The sequence below is a fragment of the Lysinibacillus capsici genome, from assembly GCF_003367505.1.
Taxonomy (GTDB): Bacteria; Bacillota; Bacilli; order Bacillales_A; family Planococcaceae; genus Lysinibacillus; species Lysinibacillus capsici.
This window is the reverse complement of the sequence record NZ_PXXX01000018.1, coordinates 180,850-194,455: the sequence shown is the minus strand read 5'-3', so window position 1 is coordinate 194,455 and position 13,606 is coordinate 180,850. Positions and strand designations below refer to the sequence as shown.

General features: G+C 39.1%; 17 protein-coding genes. 14 read left to right on the top strand and 3 right to left on the bottom strand.

Going from position 1 to position 13,606, the window contains the following annotated elements; all coding sequences use genetic code 11:
* The first annotated feature begins 33 nt into the window (after positions 1-33).
* Positions 34-726, top strand: a complete 693-nt coding sequence (mtnN, locus tag C7B89_RS16560; protein WP_016994157.1) for a 5'-methylthioadenosine/S-adenosylhomocysteine nucleosidase — start codon at positions 34-36, stop codon at positions 724-726.
* A 327-nt stretch (positions 727-1,053) separates the two neighbouring features.
* Here mtnN and sigK read toward each other — a convergent pair whose 3' ends face one another.
* Positions 1,054-1,761, bottom strand: a complete 708-nt coding sequence (sigK, locus tag C7B89_RS16550) for an RNA polymerase sporulation sigma factor SigK (RefSeq protein WP_004226867.1) — start codon at positions 1,759-1,761, stop codon at positions 1,054-1,056.
* An 86-nt stretch (positions 1,762-1,847) separates the two neighbouring features.
* Complete coding sequence (gene pssA / locus C7B89_RS16545) at positions 1,848-2,348, bottom strand: CDP-diacylglycerol--serine O-phosphatidyltransferase (RefSeq protein WP_048392670.1); 501 nt, start codon at positions 2,346-2,348, stop codon at positions 1,848-1,850.
* Between the two features lie 136 nt (positions 2,349-2,484).
* On the opposite strand from pssA, the gene C7B89_RS16540 reads away from it, so the two are divergent.
* From C7B89_RS16540 to C7B89_RS16485, 12 genes are all read left to right on the top strand, one after another.
* Positions 2,485-3,267, top strand: coding sequence for a phosphatidylserine decarboxylase (locus C7B89_RS16540; protein ID WP_048392148.1), 783 nt, complete (start codon positions 2,485-2,487; stop codon positions 3,265-3,267).
* 36 nt (positions 3,268-3,303) lie between these two features.
* Positions 3,304-3,825: a YqeG family HAD IIIA-type phosphatase gene (locus C7B89_RS16535; RefSeq protein WP_016994153.1), complete on the top strand. Its 522-nt coding sequence runs from the start codon at positions 3,304-3,306 to the stop codon at positions 3,823-3,825.
* On the top strand, positions 3,822-4,925 hold the full coding sequence (gene yqeH / locus C7B89_RS16530; protein WP_054550069.1) for a ribosome biogenesis GTPase YqeH: 1,104 nt from the start codon (positions 3,822-3,824) through the stop codon (positions 4,923-4,925). The genes C7B89_RS16535 and yqeH overlap by 4 nt, the downstream gene beginning before the upstream one ends.
* Positions 4,926-4,957: 32 nt before the next feature.
* Positions 4,958-5,788: a shikimate dehydrogenase gene (gene aroE, locus C7B89_RS16525; RefSeq protein ID WP_054550070.1), complete on the top strand. Its 831-nt coding sequence runs from the start codon at positions 4,958-4,960 to the stop codon at positions 5,786-5,788.
* 5 nt (positions 5,789-5,793) lie between these two features.
* Entirely contained in the window at positions 5,794-6,096 is a 303-nt protein-coding gene (yhbY, locus tag C7B89_RS16520; RefSeq protein WP_048392151.1) for a ribosome assembly RNA-binding protein YhbY, read from the top strand.
* Positions 6,097-6,105: 9 nt separating this feature from the next.
* Positions 6,106-6,696: a nicotinate-nucleotide adenylyltransferase gene (locus C7B89_RS16515; RefSeq protein WP_115674132.1), complete on the top strand. Its 591-nt coding sequence runs from the start codon at positions 6,106-6,108 to the stop codon at positions 6,694-6,696.
* Positions 6,665-7,237 carry a bis(5'-nucleosyl)-tetraphosphatase (symmetrical) YqeK gene (gene yqeK / locus C7B89_RS16510; protein ID WP_115674131.1) on the top strand — a complete coding sequence of 191 codons (573 nt, stop codon included), beginning with the start codon at positions 6,665-6,667 and terminating at the stop codon, positions 7,235-7,237. Before C7B89_RS16515 ends, yqeK begins: the two co-directional genes overlap by 32 nt.
* On the top strand, positions 7,234-7,578 hold the full coding sequence (gene rsfS / locus C7B89_RS16505) for a ribosome silencing factor (protein ID WP_004226890.1): 345 nt from the start codon (positions 7,234-7,236) through the stop codon (positions 7,576-7,578). The genes yqeK and rsfS overlap by 4 nt, the downstream gene beginning before the upstream one ends.
* On the top strand, positions 7,579-8,316 hold the full coding sequence (locus C7B89_RS16500; RefSeq protein WP_115674130.1) for a class I SAM-dependent DNA methyltransferase: 738 nt from the start codon (positions 7,579-7,581) through the stop codon (positions 8,314-8,316).
* Positions 8,317-8,596: 280 nt separating this feature from the next.
* Positions 8,597-9,223 carry a helix-hairpin-helix domain-containing protein gene (locus C7B89_RS16495; protein ID WP_103118466.1) on the top strand — a complete coding sequence of 209 codons (627 nt, stop codon included), beginning with the start codon at positions 8,597-8,599 and terminating at the stop codon, positions 9,221-9,223.
* 105 nt (positions 9,224-9,328) lie between these two features.
* Entirely contained in the window at positions 9,329-9,898 is a 570-nt protein-coding gene (locus C7B89_RS16490; RefSeq protein WP_004226897.1) for a ComE operon protein 2, read from the top strand.
* Positions 9,899-9,912: 14 nt separating this feature from the next.
* Entirely contained in the window at positions 9,913-12,189 is a 2,277-nt protein-coding gene (locus tag C7B89_RS16485) for a DNA internalization-related competence protein ComEC/Rec2 (RefSeq protein ID WP_115674129.1), read from the top strand.
* Positions 12,190-12,217: 28 nt separating this feature from the next.
* Here the strand turns inward: C7B89_RS16485 and C7B89_RS16480 are convergent, their stop codons facing one another.
* Positions 12,218-12,355, bottom strand: a complete 138-nt coding sequence (locus C7B89_RS16480; RefSeq protein WP_004226902.1) for a YqzM family protein — start codon at positions 12,353-12,355, stop codon at positions 12,218-12,220.
* Positions 12,356-12,520: 165 nt separating this feature from the next.
* Here C7B89_RS16480 and holA point away from each other — a divergent pair, with 165 nt between their 5' ends.
* On the top strand, positions 12,521-13,531 hold the full coding sequence (gene holA / locus C7B89_RS16475) for a DNA polymerase III subunit delta (protein ID WP_115674127.1): 1,011 nt from the start codon (positions 12,521-12,523) through the stop codon (positions 13,529-13,531).
* Positions 13,532-13,606 lie beyond the last annotated feature (75 nt).

The following is a 13,606-nucleotide window of genomic DNA, read 5'->3' as shown; positions in this document are numbered from 1 at the left end:
ATAGAGTTGATAAAAGAAGGGAAGTAACAGTACATGAAAATTGCAGTAATTGGCGCAATGGAAGAGGAAGTGGAGCTTCTAAGAGCAGCATTAGACGATGCACACAGCACAACGATTGCAGGTAGTGAGTATACAACAGGAACTTTTGAAGGCAAGGAAGTCGTATTATTAAAAAGCGGTATTGGTAAAGTAAATGCTGCTATGTCTACGACAATTCTTTTACATGAGTTTAAACCAGATGTTGTCATTAATACAGGCTCTGCAGGTGGATATGATGAAGCTCTTGAGGTAGGCGCTGTCGTTATTTCTGATGAAGTTCGTCACCACGATGTGGATGTCACAATCTTTGGCTATGAAATTGGACAAATGGCTGGTATGCCAGCAGCATATAAATCAGATGAGAAATTGATGAAGGTAGCTGAGGAGGCTGTAAAGGCAGTTGGAGAGCACCAGTATGGCGTTGGTTTAATTTGCTCTGGGGATGCTTTTATGAATGATCCTGAACGTGTAGAGGCTGTTCGTCGCCATTTCCCTCAAATGAAAGCTGTAGAGATGGAAGCGGCTGCAGTTGCACAAGTTTGTTATCAATTTGCTACACCTTTTGTAGTCATTCGTGCATTATCAGATATTGCAGGTAAAGAATCGAATATTAGCTTTGATGAATTTTTACCAGTTGCTGCAAAACATTCGACACAAGTCGTATTAAAAGCAATTTCCTCACTATAAACTACACAGAATGGTCAAAATGTGTGGTTTATTCTGTGAGAAAAATCACAGTTGATACAAAAAACAAATGCTACACTGACATTAATAAATCTCTTCATAATAGAATGGGAGGCATTCATGATGTTATTTTTAACAGCAGGTGTAGTCATTATTACAACTTTAATAGGTACGTTGATTTCAGCAGAACTCTCTGAATCAGCACACTAGTATGACGGGAAAGCTCCTTTGCGACATAGTCATGTCGCAAAGGAGTTTTTTATATGCCATGAAATAGGCATCTTCCGCCATTGAAGGATTGAATTTTTTTCATAACCATTTTACAATATATTATTCAATAGTTTTTTGGTCTCGTTTATATAGTTGATAGAGTTTAATAAGTGCCCGTTTTTCAATGCGAGATACATAGCTACGTGAAATATTTAAGCGTGCTGCAATTTCCTTTTGCGTAAGTGCATCCTGTTGATTTAAGCCATAACGGAGTGTCACAATTTCGAGCTCACGTTCATCGAGCATATGCAAATAGTGGTATAGTTGTGCTACATGCTCTTTATGCTCTAGCTTCTCTGTGGCACTTTCTTCATCACACTGAAGTAAATCGCGAATTTGCAGTGCGTTCCCATCTTTATCAGTTCCAATCGGCTCAAATAGCGAAACGTCTTTTTGCACTTTCTTTTGGGTGCGTAGATGCATTAAAATCTCATTTTCAATGCAACGAGCTGCATATGTGGCAAGTCTAGTTTTTTTATCAGGGGTATAGCTCTCAACGGCTTTCATTAGTCCAATTGTTCCAATAGAAATATAATCATCGAGTTGCTCATGTTTTGGATGGAATTTTTTAACGACATGTGCGACAAGCCTCATATTACGTTCTATTAGATCAAGACGCGCTTGCTCATCGCCACCTAAAAATCGTTCAATACAAGCAGCTTCCTCTTCTTTTGAAAAGGGTTTATGGAATGTTTGCCCCTTTAAATAGCCAAGCAACGCAGGGATTTCAAGCCATAACTGCAACATCGATGTAAAAATTCCGCTCATTGAATGATTTCATCCTTTCCCCATTTTTCGACAGTATATGTTTAAAAGCCGTGGGAAATGAAAAAAGTGCAACAGCAAATGTGCTGTTACACTTTTTTTAACGTAAATGTACTAATCATGAGTAAAGCTAAAATGGGGAAAAGGAAAAGATAAAATGCCGGATGGAACGTATAAGCTGCGAAATACGTTAAAGTTAAGAACGTACCTGCGGCTGTAATTGGTAAACCTGTGAAATAACCGTTCGCTTCGCTAATATTGAAGCGAGCTAAACGCATCGCGCCACAGACGATAAATAATACGGCCATCATCATGCCGACAAAACCAAAATCAACTAGAACAACTTCATACATTAATAATGCAGGCGCCACACCAAATGATATAATATCACTCATAGAATCTAATTGTTTACCTAATTCTGACACTTGTCCGAGCGCTCTCGCTACCTTACCATCGTAGCGATCAAGAAGAGCTGCTATAAAGATAAACAAGACACTATAGCTATAGTATTCATGTAGAGTGGCCATAATAGCCGCGCCTCCAAAGGACATATTACTAATTGTTATGAAGTTAGCTGCGTGCGATTTCATTTTCTTAACCGTGGTATCCACCAACTTGTGATAAAAAAACAAGGGGGATCACTCCTTTGCACTTAAGATATTGTACCATTATACTTCGAATGCGAAAAAATTGACAGTCTAAATTAATGGATAGGGGTTTTACTGTATGAAAGAAAAACTATATCAACGCTTGATAGAACTAACGAATGGTAAGCAATCTTCCCATCTTTTGCAGACAATAGCAAAAGCGAAGTGGAGTAAACGTATAATACCAAGCTACATGAAGTTATACGATATTAACCTTGAAGAAGTTTCAAAAAAACAACAACAATTTTCATGTTTACATGATTTTTTTACAAGAGAACTTATTGAAGAAGCTCGACCTATTGAAAAAAATCCAACTGTCTATGCCAGCCCAGTGGACGCAAAAGTGGAATCCTTTGGACGTATTGAATGGGATATGACATTTCTTGTGAAGGGTAAGCCTTATGCATTACAAGATTTACTCGGCAATACAGAACGAGCTGCACAATATGCAGACGGACATTTTATTGTTTTTTATTTAAGTCCTGCTGATTACCATCGTATCCATAGCCCGATAGATGGAGAAGTCTTACGACAATATACACTTGGTCAGAAATCTTATCCTGTGAATCAGTTAGGTCTTACATACGGTAAAAAACCAATTTCTCATAATTATCGTTTAGTGACTGAGCTGAAAGCAGCAAATAATCAGCATGTTGCATTTATCAAAGTAGGTGCAACCTTTGTGAATTCCATTGTACTTACCAATACAACAACGAAATGGCAGAAAGGGCAGGAAGTTGGTTATTTCTCATTTGGTTCCACTGTTGTGATGCTGTTTGAAAAGGATACAATTAAATTTACGGATAATGTTGTAAAAGGAAGCCCAATTCGAATGGGTGAAGCCTTTGCAAATATGCTATAATGGTCGAATAATACGTTAAGATTAGGGGTCGCTATTTTGTATAATTTTTTATTACCGAACGAATTTGTGACGAATATTTTTGAAATTACGCCGGAAAAGTTACAAGAATTAGGGATTAGAGGAATCATTACGGATTTAGATAATACGCTTGTTGAATGGGATCGTCCAGATGCAACAGAAGAGCTAATCATTTGGTTACGCATTATGAAAGAATCAGGTATTCGTGTTATTATTGCGTCAAATAACAAGGAAGCTCGTGTAAAGCATTTTGCTGAGCCGTTAGGTATCCCTTATATTCACAAGGCGAAAAAGCCACTTCGTAATGCTTTTTATAATGCACTGATTCAACTAGGCTTACGTCCAAATGAAGTAGTAATGGTAGGAGATCAACTCCTTACGGATGTAATGGGCGCAAATCGCTTAGGCTTACACACAGTGCTCGTGAAGCCTGTTGCACAATCAGATGGGCTTGTAACAAAATTGAATCGTTTCATTGAACGTCGCGTATTTAATGATTTGAAACGAAAAGGAATTATAACTTGGGAGGAACAAGAATGATTGAAATGCCAAATTGTATTGGCTGTGGTACAACAATTCAAACAGAAGATAAAACAGCAGTTGGGTATGCACCCCCATCATCATTAGAAAAGGATGTGGTCATTTGCCAGCGTTGCTTCCGTTTGAAAAATTACAATGAAATTCAACCAGTATCGTTAACAGATGACGATTTTTTACGTATTTTAAATGGTCTTGGCACACAGCAAGGCTTAATCGTAAAAATTGTTGATATATTTGATTTTAATGGAAGTTGGCTACCAGGGCTTCATCGTTTTGTAGGGAAGAATCCTGTCCTATTGATTGCCAACAAAGCTGATTTATTACCAAAGTCTGTGAAGCCAAAAAAAGTTATCAACTGGCTGAAACGTGAAGCAAAGGCTCTTGGACTACAGCCTGTCGATGTCCTATTAGTCAGTGCCCATAAAGGCAAAGGGATGGCAGAAGCAATGGAAGCCATCGATGAATATCGTAAAGGACAAAATGTATATGTTGTTGGCTGTACAAATGTTGGGAAATCTACGTTCATTAACCGAATTATTAAGCAGGCAACAGGTGAGGGTGAAGTGATTACAACCTCACATTTCCCAGGTACTACTTTAGACATGATTGATATTCCATTGGATGATGGTAGTGCATTATATGATACGCCAGGTATTATTAATCATCATCAAATGGCTCATCATATTGATGCCAGTGAATTAAAATATATTATGCCGAAAAAAGAAATTAAGCCGAAAGTCTATCAACAAAATGCTGGGCAAACTCTATTTATTGGGGCATTAGCAAGATTTGATTTTATTCAGGGTGATCGTTCTGCCTTTACCATCCATGTGGCAAATGATTTACCAATTCATCGTACAAAGCTTGAGAAGGCAGATGCGTTATATGAAGAGCATAAAGGAGAATTATTGGCACCCCCAACTGCGGACTTTATCGACCAGTTACCGCCATTGGTTCGTCACGAATTTTCCATCAAAGAAGCGAAAACAGATGTAGTATTTTCTGGGCTTGGCTGGATTACCGTTCAACATGCGAATGTAGTAGTAGCAGCTTACGCACCAAAAGGTGTACAAGTTTCAATTCGTCCTTCGCTGATCTAAATGGAGGACATAGTAGAGAGAGGGACTAGGAAATGAAGAAATGGTTTGCAGTTATGGGTGATCCAATTGAACATTCAAAATCACCTGCCATGCACAATGCTTGGTTTGAGGACATGTCAATTGATGCGACATATATTCCTTTACATGTAACGCCTGATCAATTAGAATCTGCTGTTGCTGGTTTGAAGACATTAGGGGCAAGTGGCTGGAACGTGACCATTCCTCATAAAACAGCAATCATTCCGTATCTAGACGAGCTAGATGAGCTGGCACAAAAAATGGGCGCAGTGAATACAGTCGTACGAACAACAGAAGGAAAGCTGAAAGGCTATAATACAGATGGTATTGGATTTGTTCGATCACTGGAAGAAGCCGTTGGGGTTTCTCATAAAGACAAGCCTGTATTACTTGTTGGTGCTGGAGGTGCTGCTCGAGGCATTGCCTTTGCTATGCAGCAACAAGGCTATCGTCATGTAACCATCGCCAATCGTACGGTGACGAATGCACAAATGATTATTGATGAAATGGGTATGGGACGTGCCATTTCATTACAACAAGCGGAAGAAACGCTAGCTGATTTCAGCATTATTGTGCAAATGACATCAGCTGGCCTTTCCACGGGCAATTTTTCAATGCCATTTTCATTAGATCGGCTGATGAAAGAAGCAATTGTTGCGGATATTGTGTATAATCCATTAATGACGCCTTTTTTACAAGCGGCTGAAGAAAAAGGAGCAACGATTGTCACTGGCTTAGGAATGTTTGTCCATCAAGGAGCCATCGCTTTTGAACACTGGTTAGGAAACTATCCAAATACAAATTCAATGATTGCGCAACTGAAGGCGCAATTAGGAGGAAACTAATTTTTATGTTAACAGGTAAACAGAAACGTTTTTTACGTGCAGAAGCACACCATTTAACACCTATTTTCCAAGTGGGAAAAGGTGGCGTTAATGATGAAATGACAAAGCAAATTCGCGAGGCATTAGAAGTACGTGAATTGATTAAAGTACGTATTTTAGATAACTGTGAAGAGGATAAACATGAAGTCGCAGAAGCATTAGCCACAGGCGCTCATGCGGAGCTTGTCCAATTAATCGGTCTGACAGTTGTTTTATATAAAGAGTCACGCAATCATAAAAAGATTGTATTACCAAAAGTAACGAAATAAGGTGAGACGATGAAAAGGGTCGGTTTACTTGGAGGTACATTTAACCCACCACATATGGGTCATCTTTTAATGGCAAATGAAGTATTTCATGCGCTAGAACTTGATGAAATCCGCTTTATGCCTAATGCCATCCCACCACATAAGCATGCACGTTTTGATGCTAGTAATGTTGAACGACTTGAAATGGTAAAACGTGCGATTCGTCCATTTCCTTATTTTTCAGTAGAGTCGTATGAGCTTGAGAAGGGTGGCGTATCCTATTCCTATGAGACACTTTCTACATTGTGTAGAAGAGAGCCCAATGTGAAATTTTACTTTATCATCGGTGGCGATATGATTGATTCGCTACATACATGGCATTGTATAGATGATTTAGTGAAACTTGTTCAGTTTGTCGGAGTAAAGCGTCCAGGGACAGCCGCGGCAACAGAGTACCCTATACGTATGGTGGAAATACCTCAAATCGATTTATCGTCCACACTGATTCGTGAACGCCTGGCTACAGGAGGAACGGTGACATTTCTACTACCAGAAGCTGTAGAGACGTTCATACGAGAGGAAGGTCTTTATGGAACGCGAACAGTATTTAGCGGCGATTAAGCCAAGAATGCCTGAAAAACGTTATATTCATACAGTCGGAGTGATGGAAACGGCCATCAACCTAGCTCATAAATATGGCGAGGACGTAAAAAAAGCTGAAACAGCAGCTATCCTCCATGATATTGCTAAATATGCTGATATTGAGTGGATGGAAAATATCGTTCGTGATGAAAAATTAGATGAAAGACTAATTGGATGGGGTAGTGAATTACTACATGGTCCAGTAGGTGCATGTATAGCACAAAGTGAGTTTGGTATCACAGACGATGAGCTATTGAATGCTATTCGTTTCCATACAACTGGGCGGGCTAATATGAGCCGTTTAGAAAAAATTATTTTTGTCGCAGATATGATTGAACCGAACCGTCGATTTGATGGAGTTGATCGTCTGCGCAAAAAAGCACAAAAAAATTTGGATAAGGCGATGAGTGCATGTGTACGCCATACTTTGGCATTTTTAATTGACACAAAGCAGCCGATTTATCCTTTATCTATAGAATGTTATAACGATATGATGAACAGAGAGGATAGTGAAGGATGACTTCAACTTTATTACAAGCAGCGTACAAAGCAATTGACGACAAACATGGTGAGGATATTGTCGTTTTAAATATGCAAGGAATTTCCCTTTTAGCAGATTATTTTATCATTGCTCATGGTAACTCAGATCGCCAAGTGCAAGCCATTGCACGCGAATTACAGGATGTAGCTGAACAACAAGGCTATGAAATTCGCCGTGTCGAAGGATTTGATGGAGCTCGTTGGGTACTAGTTGACCTAGGCGATGTTGTGGCACATGTATTCCATAAGGATGAGCGTGCTTATTATAATTTAGAGCGTCTTTGGGGCGATGCACCGCAACTAGACATGCCGGAGGCCTAAGTGAGTTACGAACGCTTTGCTCATGTCTATGATGAGCTGCAAACGGATATTCCTTACAATCTTTATGTAGATTGGGTTGTACAGCATGCACCAAGCAGCCAGTACCCAAAACTGTTGGATATTGGTTGTGGTACTGGTGTACTTAGCTTGTTATTTGCAAAGTCTGGTTATCAAGTCAGTGGAATCGATTTATCAGAAGAGATGCTGTCCATTGCCGCAGAACGCTTTGCTGGTGCAGGCTACCATGCACCATTATACTGTATGTCTATGGTCGAACTAGATGGCTTTGAGGAAATCGATGTTGTCACAATCACAATTGATTCCTTGAATTATGTGGTAGAGGAGCACTCTGTTTATACGACATTAGAACGTATCTATGCGGCGTTGCGTGATGGAGGTCAGCTGTTTTTTGATGTTCACTCGTTATTTAAAATGAATGAGATTTTTTTAGATGGTCCGTTCACATATGATGATGGTGACATTAGTTATATATGGCATACGGAGCCTGCCGACTTTGAACATTCGGTTATTCATCAAATGACCTTTTATGTACGAGATGACGCAAGTGAATTATATGAACGCTTTGATGAGGAGCACGTGCAACGTACTTACACTATCGAGCAGTATATGGCTTGGTTGCATGCCATCGGTTTTAGTCATGTGGAAATTACAGCAGACTTTACAGATGAGGCACCTGATGAGGAAAGTGAACGCATTTTTATTCGTGCGCTAAAATAAAGAAAAGGGAGCTACACTGTGTAATACGCAGTGTGGCTTTTTTTGATGGATAGAAAAGCTAAAGTAGTGGATAGAAAGATTAAAGTAGCGGATAGAACACTTGAACAGGCGGATAAAGAGGCTAAATTGTCGGATAAAACTGGATATAACTAAGAGGATAGCTCTCTTCAACAGGTAAATTGAAACTTCTGACGTTTTTTTATCATTTTCAACCACCCATCCATAGTGTAAGATATATATAACTCCATATGATGACCTTTCGCAAGGAAAGGATGGTACTGTGCTACAATCTTTATGGCAAAAGTACAAAAAAAGTATGTTATTCCCCAGCATACTAGTCGTCAGTGGACTTTGTTACTTCTATTTTTCGAGTTCTGACTCTTCACCTCCCCAAGAAGAGCTCATCGAAACAATCCAACCTATTGAAGAAAAAAATTTGAGTGAATCTGCTGAGGAAGCGGTTATGCAGCAGGTATTTGTGGAAATAAAGGGTGCTGTAATGTATCCAGGCGTTTATGAACTTGAGCAAGACCAACGTATAAAAGATGTTGTACAGCTTGCTGGTGGCTATACAGAGAATGCTGACACACAATTTATCAATCATGCCCAAAAGGTACAGGATGAAATGGTAATCTATATTCCTCTCAAAGGCGAACAGCTAGAGGAAGGAGCCTCTTCTCTGTTAACGCTACCTACTGAGACTAATAAGGAGCAAAAGATTAATATCAATAAAGCTGATGTAGCAACGTTAGCAACATTGCCAGGAATCGGTCCTTCTAAAGCACAAAGTATCCTTACGTATCGAGAGGAAAATGGGCAGTTTCAAACCATAGATGACTTAAAAAATGTTAGTGGTATTGGTGATAAAACATTTGAAAAGCTAAAGGATGCGATTACTGTAAAGTAATGCTTTTACAGGATGGTATATTGACGCCCCTTTTCTAAAAGGGCTACACTATAGTAGAAAAGCAAGAGAAAGTTAATTAGTTAGACAATTTTTGGAGGTAGTCATATGGAGCGAATTACTTGGGATCAATTTTTTATGGCACAAAGCCATTTACTCGCATTACGTAGTACATGTACAAGACTAGCTGTAGGAGCAACTGTTGTACGGGACAAACGCATCATTGCAGGTGGTTATAACGGTTCCATTACAGGGGACGAGCATTGTATCGAAAAAGGGTGCTATGTGGTTGATAATCATTGCGTCCGTACCGTGCATGCTGAAATGAATGCCTTACTGCAATGTGCTAAATATGGAACACCGACAAAAGGTGCTGATTTGTATGTAACACATTTTCCATGTTTACCATGTACAAAATCTATCATTCAAGCTGGCATAGAACGTGTGTATTACGCAACAGATTATAAAAATAATCCATATGCACAGGAGTTATTTGCAAAAGCTGGAGTGGAAGTAGTTCATGTACCCTTTGATGAACGTAAAATTGATTTTTTACGAGATGACAAACTAGCTTTGTATACAGAAATGCTGCACGAGCTTCGCGAGAGTGGGGTATCTGCTGAAAAATTGCTCCCATATGAACAGAAGGTGAGTGCATTATTTGGCATCAAGCTTTAAAGCATAGATGGATTATGGTAGCTCTTGCTGTATTGATAGCTGCTATTGCAGTATACAAATCAGCATGGCTACTCATTTTTTTACTGCTACTAGTCCTGTGGCTCACCATAAAAGGTGAGTCACGTTTTCTTGCAATTTTTGTGCTAACTAGTGGTCTACTAACTTATTTTTTCCTTTCTATCAATCATCTGACGGAACCTTCCCCTTTACCGTCAACCTTCCCTATAACTTGGTCAAGTGACTATAAAATAAACGGGCAAAAACTCCGTGGGTTTGCTACAACAACAAATGGCCAAAAACTTTACGTAGTTTATACCTTTTCCTCGGAACAAGAGAAAAATTTTTATGAAAATACCTCATTAACTGGAATGACGTATTCTGCAAAAGGTGAACTCGTGACTCCCTCTCCATCTGCACATGCTTATGCCTTTTCCATGTCAAACTATTTAACGAGCAAAGGAGCAACAGGCGTTGTTGAAATCACGAATTGGCATTATGTAGGAAAACCAACCTCCATCTTCACTATTCTTGCCGAAGTAAGACACAATATGAAAAAGCATATAGAGAGGACTTTTCCCAAATCACTTGTAGCAGAGGCTCAAGCACTTTTAATAGGGGTGCAAGATCAGATGGAGGATGAACTGCAGCGTGCCTATCAAAAGCTTGGTATTACCCATTTATTTGCGATTTCTGGGCTACATGTCGCGCTGATGTCTTGGCTCTTTTTTGAAGGATTACTTAGAATAAGAGTTCGCAAGGAAATGGCTACTGTCGTGCTATTGATCCTCTTACCGGTTTATGGAGTTATTGCAGGGGGAGCACCTTCTGTATGGCGTGCTGTTTCTGTAGTAGAATTGATGATGTTACTGCGCTTTTTTAAGTGGGTTCTTTCGATCGATGATGCATTAGCTATTAGCTTTATAGGCTTTGTTTTGCTTGAGCCAGGTGTTATTTTCCAAATTGGTTTCCAGCTATCCTATTTAGCAACCGCTAGTCTTCTTTATTCTGGTATTATTTTTAAGCAGACAAGAACTTGGCTAGGTCGTTCTTTTTTTATCACATTCGTGTGCCAACTGCTCGTTTACCCACTATTACTCCATCATTTTTATGAATTATCTTTATCCTCGTTTTTTGTCAATATTGTTTTTGTTCCACTGTTTTCCTTTATTATATTACCCTTTAACATGATTGCCTTTGTGCTATCTTATCTTTCTTTACCACTTGCTAATGTCCTATTTGCTGGCTATGAACCGCTGCGTAATTGGTTGACCGAAGTAATCTTTTATATGCAAGAGCTTCCTTGGCAATTATGGTCACCAGGCAAACCATCTATTTGGCTGAGCTGCGTGGCGATGTTAAGTGTTTTAGTGAGCTTCTATTATTTGGAAATAAAAAGATTCAGGAAAGCTATTTTGATCCTTGTCATCCCTGTTATTTGGATTCATTTGGCACCCATGTTGTATAACGAAACAAAGATTACCTTCTTAAATGTAGGGCAAGGAGATAGTATTGTCATTGAATTGCCTTTTAGACGAGCTGTCTATGTTATAGATACAGGTGGAGTATTGCGCTTTGAGCAGGAATCATGGAAGAAAGCAGATAGTCCATATGAGGTAGGGAAGCAAGTTGTCGTCCCATTTTTAAAAGGCAAGGGAATACGAACTATCGATATTTTTATTGCTTCGCATGCAGACGCAGATCATATTGAAGGAGCAGAGGAAGTCTTACAAGAGATTAACATGAAGGAAATACACGTTACACCTGGTTCATTGAATGAGCCTTTAATGGATGATTTATTGCGAGAAGCAAATAAGCGACATATTCCTATTAAAGAAAAAATGAAGGGGACTTCGTGGCATGTAGGGGATACAGATTTTTATTACTTATGGCCTGATGACGCCTTGTATGAGGGAAATGATGATTCTCTTGTCCTGTACATGCAGCAAAAGGCGTTTACAGCGTTATTTACAGGGGATTTGGAGCAATATGGCGAACAACAGCTGATCAAGCGTTATGGACCTTTATTGGCCAATCTCACATTGCTGAAGGCAGGGCATCATGGGAGTAAGACATCAAGCACAGAAGAATTTGTCGAGCTGCTACAGCCCCAATTAACCGTTTTTAGTGCAGGTCTCCATAATCGTTATGGTCATCCACATGAAGAAGTAGTACAACGTTTTGTCAGTAGAGATTTAGTGACATGGACAACAGGGGTGAATGGATCAATCGAAATACGTATTCGTGATAATCGCTGGTCCGTTAGCGTAAATGAAAAGGGCCTTGTCCAATGACCAAGGCCCTTCTCCTGCATAAGTCCAATTACTGTGATACAAATTCTACTATAGTTGCAATAATAAACATAAGCGTGAAAACGCCAAATGATACACCGAAGCCAACACCAGAATCGATGGCATCGTTACGTCGACATTGTATGTTTTTTCCTTCAAATGGATTCATTGTTATCCCTCCAATTCTGTTATTTATTATAAGACAACATGGTCATAAAAGCTATATCGAAAAGGTGATTTCCCCGTCTGGCAAGGAATCGACACAATTCGGTCAAAGACACAAAGGACTATGAAATCATGTATACTAATAGTATTGCTAGATGGAGGGGAAATTATGATTTCAACGGTTTGGAATACAATAAAAAAAGGTGAGCTTGCACCAGTATATTTGCTTGTTGGTGAAGAAAGCTATTTTATAGATGAAACTATTAAACGTTTAAAAGAGGCAATGGGTCCAGAAGAAGATCTGGAGATGTCCACATTTGATTTAGAAGAAGTACCAGTAGATGCAGTCATGGATGAAGCAGATACCATTCCTTTTTTCTCAGAACGTAAGCTTATTATTGCTAAAAATGCTTCGTTTTTAAAGGCAACCGAGAAAGGGAAGGAAAAAATCGATCATGATGTGAAACGATTGGAAACATGGTTGTCGAATCCTTCTGATTTTTCCGTAACGGTTTTTATTGCTCCTTTTGAAAAATTGGATGAGCGCAAAAAAGTGACTAAAATGATGAAAGAGCATGCATTATTTGTACAAGCAGAAACACCAAAAGAGCAGGATTTAGCCGTATGGATTCAAGGCATTGTCAAAACACAAGGTAATAGCATTACACAAGATGCTATTGAATTGCTTGTTACGATGGTCGGAGCCAACATGCTACAATTACAGATGGAAATTGACAAGCTAACCCTTTATTTAGGTGATGGTGGCGAAATTACAACTTCTTTAGTGGAGGATTTGGTGGCAAAAACATTAGAGCAAGATGCCTTTAAAATGCTTAACGCATATTTGGCAAATGACTCTGTCGGAGCCTTGTCTATCTATCATGATTTATTGCGACAAAAACAAGAACCTATTATGTTAGTGGGCTTGCTAGCATCCAATGTTCGTACCATGTCAAATGTTTTTTATTTATTGAAAAAAGGTTATCACCCTCAACAAATCGCTAAAAATTTAAAAATTCATCCGTATCGCGTCAAACTTATGATTGAGCAACGGCATCGGCCTTCAGAAGAAAATTTGCTACGGGCATTATATCAATTAGCAGAGGTTGATTTACAGCTAAAATCGTCTGGTGGAAATCGAGAGCGCTATCTAGAGCTATTTTTATTGCGCCAACTATAGGCAAAGAAAGCTGTCCAATAAGGGCAGCTTTTTTTGTTCTCTATAAAATTAAAAAGATCAGCTACTCCTAATAGA

Bases quoted from the DNA above. Each gene is read 5' to 3' on its own strand.
- mtnN (WP_016994157.1), top strand. From the start codon at position 34: ATGAAAATTGCAGTAATTGGCGCAATGGAAGAGGAAGTGGAGCTTCTA.
- sigK (WP_004226867.1), bottom strand. From the start codon at position 1,761: ATGAGCGGAATTTTTACATCGATGTTGCAGTTATGGCTTGAAATCCCT.
- pssA (WP_048392670.1), bottom strand. From the start codon at position 2,348: ATGAAATCGCACGCAGCTAACTTCATAACAATTAGTAATATGTCCTTT.
- C7B89_RS16540 (WP_048392148.1), top strand. From the start codon at position 2,485: ATGAAAGAAAAACTATATCAACGCTTGATAGAACTAACGAATGGTAAG.
- yqeH (WP_054550069.1), top strand. From the start codon at position 3,822: ATGATTGAAATGCCAAATTGTATTGGCTGTGGTACAACAATTCAAACA.
- aroE (WP_054550070.1), top strand. From the start codon at position 4,958: ATGAAGAAATGGTTTGCAGTTATGGGTGATCCAATTGAACATTCAAAA.
- yhbY (WP_048392151.1), top strand. From the start codon at position 5,794: ATGTTAACAGGTAAACAGAAACGTTTTTTACGTGCAGAAGCACACCAT.
- C7B89_RS16515 (WP_115674132.1), top strand. From the start codon at position 6,106: ATGAAAAGGGTCGGTTTACTTGGAGGTACATTTAACCCACCACATATG.
- yqeK (WP_115674131.1), top strand. From the start codon at position 6,665: ATGGAACGCGAACAGTATTTAGCGGCGATTAAGCCAAGAATGCCTGAA.
- rsfS (WP_004226890.1), top strand. From the start codon at position 7,234: ATGACTTCAACTTTATTACAAGCAGCGTACAAAGCAATTGACGACAAA.
- C7B89_RS16490 (WP_004226897.1), top strand. From the start codon at position 9,329: ATGGAGCGAATTACTTGGGATCAATTTTTTATGGCACAAAGCCATTTA.
- C7B89_RS16485 (WP_115674129.1), top strand. From the start codon at position 9,913: ATGGTAGCTCTTGCTGTATTGATAGCTGCTATTGCAGTATACAAATCA.
- C7B89_RS16480 (WP_004226902.1), bottom strand. From the start codon at position 12,355: ATGAATCCATTTGAAGGAAAAAACATACAATGTCGACGTAACGATGCC.
- holA (WP_115674127.1), top strand. From the start codon at position 12,521: ATGATTTCAACGGTTTGGAATACAATAAAAAAAGGTGAGCTTGCACCA.